The following is a 3471-nucleotide window of genomic DNA, read 5'->3' on the forward strand; positions in this document are numbered from 1 at the left end:
ACCAGCTCAGATCTGAACTCCAGATCTGAGCAAAAACGATTATCCGTTAATCTCGTATGCCTTCGGGTTACTACCATACTGATTAGACTCTGGTTTGCTGTCCAACACCAAGAAGTACAGTAGTATTAAAAAACCGATTATTGGAATGATATACAGCAACATCCACCAGCCGGAGCGACCGGTATCGTGTAAACGACGTGCGGTGACAGCTAAGCTCGGTAACAAAATCAACAGCGTGAACACCCCGCTCAAAATCCCGACTTCTTCGGCAGAGTTGTACCAGCCAAGTGCATTATCTATCACTGACAAAATGATCGTTAATATCAAACTGTATAAAAAGAAATACCAATACTCTTTCCGCCTGGCGCGACCTTTAAAATCAACAGGCCGTTTTAATACACTTAGAAACCAATTCATAGACCCCTTACCTTTTGTTTGTTATCTCATTAAAGAACAGACTTTACTTAAGCTTCTTTTCTATCTGCCCTATCTCACTTATCAGATCCACACCAATCACTTTCTTGGTCTCGATCTTACTCAGTTCGATAGTTTCAACAGCAGCTACTGATTTCAGCTGCGCCAAAATTTCACCACTGGCCGATATCACTTGGCTATTACCACAATATTCGCCAACGATATTCTGGGTTTTATCTGTACCGACTCGATTACATGTCGCTACATAACAGTGGTTTTCAATCGCTTTGGTGCGAGAGAGAAGTAGGCTCTGTTCGCCACCAAAGTTTGCTGGATGCAACAAAACATCGACATTGGATATTGCGTATTCGCTAGTAATTTCCGGAAACCACAAGTCAAAACAAATCGCGACTCCGAAAACATAACCTTGGTATTCAAACGTCAGCAATGAATCACCGCGAGAGAAGTACTGTTTGTCGATATTGGTTTGGCTGATTTTTCTATAACGGTGCTGTAGGCCAGCGCTATCTATAACGGCAACGCTATTGTAGAAACGCCCTTCATGATGCTCTGCAATGCCAGCAACGATGACTGATTGATAAGTCGTAGCCAGTTGCTGTAACGTTTCAATGGTGGGACTGTGTTGATACTCCTCACACAGCTCATGGATATCCTGAGGCGAGTCAAAAATATAGCCAGTAGAAAACAATTCAGGCAGCAAAGTGACATCCCCAACCTCTTGAGTTTCTCAGAGAAGTTGCACGACTTGAAGTAGATTCTGATGTTTGTCTTTATAGACCAAATCGGTTTGAACAATAGAGATCTTCATCACTGAATAGCCTTGTCCTTGTTAAACTTGATCTAACATACGATAGCTATTCAATGAATTGTATAGTAGTTTTGTCGGGTATTGTCAGAGCTCGATCGGACGACACCAATCCTTAACTAATTTCGGTCACAATTTCAGTCTTTACAGAATTGGCGATAAAGCAGTTTTCATGCGACAAATGGTGCATTTTTTCAAGCTGTTCTCGGGTAGGTACGCGCTCTCCAGAGAACACTACATCCGGGCGCAAAATGACTTTGGTGACTGCCATTCTTCCCGCTTCATTCTCTGCAAGTATTCCAACAGCTTTATCGATGTAGCTGTCGATAACATATTTTCGTTTTGCAGCAATCGATAAGAAAACCAGCATATGGCAGCTTGATAAAGCAGCAATATAGGCTTCCTCTGGATCAATGTTTTCTTCTATAGAGAGAGGCAATGGCACCACATGAGGTGAAGGTGATGCAGGGACCGTCAAACCGCCATCAAATTCCCATACATGACCACGGCTATAGTTATTATCACTAAATACTTCGTCCTGTTTTCGCTGCCAACTTATCTGTGCGTAATGCTCTGACATTTCATCCTCCTGATAGCAATGGCGATAATTAAACTAACCTTGAATGCATTCAACCCAATATCTCGCAATTGGGTTAGGAAACACCTCCCCCATGACGATATTTTCTAACTCACCGCCATTGGATTCAATAACGTGTCTTGAAGCGACGTTATCTTCATCTGCGGTCACCAAGGCTCGCTCGATACCTAAGGCATTCGCTTTGGGTAAAACAAGTTTGAGCATATGCTTTCCATAGCCTGCCCCTCGATATGAAGGGGCAATGTCGTAACCAATATGACCACCTTCTGATGACAGAAATTCATTATTAATATGATGACGGACACGAATCGCACCTAGAATTCTCTGTTCAGAATCTAGCAACCAAAAATGACTGCAAGGCACATAGCCTTGGCGTAAATTGACGCCCTTTTCTTCATCGATTAAACGCTGAACATATTTCGGAAAATCACTCATGCCTTCGCGGTAATACTCCGCATTGTCCACATCGTGGAGCTCAAAATCTTGGTAGAAAACCGCAAAGGCTTGCATCCGCTCTAATGAAGGAGTAACCAGTTCCATGTTATTGATTCCTTTATCTTTGCAAGGTGCTAGTTCTTTATGCCAACAACCATAGCAGACATAATACCTTCGCTTCTAGACAGCTGAGTCGATTACTTCAAAAACTCCATGACTTTTTGAAGATTGAATCTCAGTAACCGCTTATCAAAATCGCTGGCACTTTCGCTATCCACCACACCATTTTTGAATTCATAGCGAGAGCCAACTTTTTCGATGTATTTATTAAAGTCGACCGTTTGCTCATACTCCGAGAATATCTGTTGCAGTTTCACATCGTTGATCTCTACGTCGTTGATTGCCCACTTCCAATGATCACGCCCCATCACAAACAAGCCATCGATGTAGTGTTCTTCTGGCTTTTCGACAAATGGCAACCAATCAAAAGAGAACCAGTTATTCTCATCTTCTTTTTGCAACCGAATGCTCACACCTACCTCATTCGAAAAAAGAAACGGTATCCAAAAGCTATTACGCTTAATCTTGAGCGTATACGCGCTGCCATCCATTAAATCGAAACGCTTCAACAAACTAATGTAGAGTAAAAAGTTTTGGTTGTTGCAAGTCCCAGACTCGTCGATATTCACCAAATGCGAATCAACGGAAATAGGAAAACAAGGCGCAGAAAAATCTTCGGTTTTAAACCTCTTAAAGCGCTCGCTGAGTACTTCATTGATTCTATGATTCACCCCATCAGACTCGCTCCCGCGAATATAGTAAGAAACACAACAATCAATGAGAGTGTCAGAAATAAAGGAATGGTTCGTTTAGATTTGCCCATCACACAACGCCTACATGAATATGCTTTATCGGTGCTGGCCGATAATATTTTTATCCATTAAGAATAACACCCATAAAGAGCGTGATATGTATGGAAAGGTCGTCTTGTAGTGGCATAGTGAATTTGGCCACCTGATTAGAGGTGTTAATATACACCTCATAGCATGACAGGTGAAACTATGACCAAGCGAACCCGACGTACTTTCAGTGCGGAATTTAAACTCGAAGCAGCGCAACTTGTTCTCGACCAAAACTACACCGTTGTTGAAGCCGCAAAAGCCATGGGTGTGGGTAAATCGACAATGGATAAGTGGGT

The 3471-nt window shown here is 42.3% G+C and carries 6 protein-coding genes; 1 reads left to right on the top strand and 5 read right to left on the bottom strand.

Annotated features, from left to right (window positions below; genetic code table 11):
• Window positions 1–39 precede the first annotated feature (39 nt).
• The 5 genes from VTH8203_RS22070 to VTH8203_RS22090 form a co-directional block, all read right to left on the bottom strand.
• Window positions 40–417, bottom strand: coding sequence for a DUF805 domain-containing protein (locus VTH8203_RS22070; protein ID WP_006073470.1), 378 nt, complete (start codon window positions 415–417; stop codon window positions 40–42).
• A 43-nt stretch (window positions 418–460) separates the two neighbouring features.
• Window positions 461–1135: a carbon-nitrogen hydrolase family protein gene (locus VTH8203_RS22075; RefSeq protein ID WP_306346048.1), complete on the bottom strand. Its 675-nt coding sequence runs from the start codon at window positions 1133–1135 to the stop codon at window positions 461–463.
• Window positions 1136–1355: 220 nt separating this feature from the next.
• Window positions 1356–1820 carry an OsmC family protein gene (locus tag VTH8203_RS22080; protein WP_031496550.1) on the bottom strand — a complete coding sequence of 155 codons (465 nt, stop codon included), beginning with the start codon at window positions 1818–1820 and terminating at the stop codon, window positions 1356–1358.
• Between the two features lie 33 nt (window positions 1821–1853).
• A complete protein-coding gene (locus VTH8203_RS22085; RefSeq protein ID WP_096995599.1) occupies window positions 1854–2378 on the bottom strand; it encodes a GNAT family N-acetyltransferase in 525 nt (174 codons plus the stop codon).
• Window positions 2379–2470: 92 nt separating this feature from the next.
• Window positions 2471–3064: a hypothetical protein gene (locus tag VTH8203_RS22090; RefSeq protein WP_096995600.1), complete on the bottom strand. Its 594-nt coding sequence runs from the start codon at window positions 3062–3064 to the stop codon at window positions 2471–2473.
• Between the two features lie 270 nt (window positions 3065–3334).
• On the opposite strand from VTH8203_RS22090, the gene VTH8203_RS22095 reads away from it, so the two are divergent.
• On the top strand, window positions 3335–3471 hold a 137-nt coding region (locus VTH8203_RS22095; protein WP_158296128.1), incomplete at its 3' end, for a transposase.

Origin of the sequence: Vibrio thalassae (assembly GCF_900089835.1) — a bacterium.
GTDB classification, from domain to species: domain Bacteria; phylum Pseudomonadota; class Gammaproteobacteria; order Enterobacterales; family Vibrionaceae; genus Vibrio; species Vibrio thalassae.

Bases quoted from the DNA above. Each gene is read 5' to 3' on its own strand.
- VTH8203_RS22070 (WP_006073470.1), bottom strand. From the start codon at position 417: ATGAATTGGTTTCTAAGTGTATTAAAACGGCCTGTTGATTTTAAAGGT.
- VTH8203_RS22080 (WP_031496550.1), bottom strand. From the start codon at position 1,820: ATGTCAGAGCATTACGCACAGATAAGTTGGCAGCGAAAACAGGACGAA.
- VTH8203_RS22085 (WP_096995599.1), bottom strand. From the start codon at position 2,378: ATGGAACTGGTTACTCCTTCATTAGAGCGGATGCAAGCCTTTGCGGTT.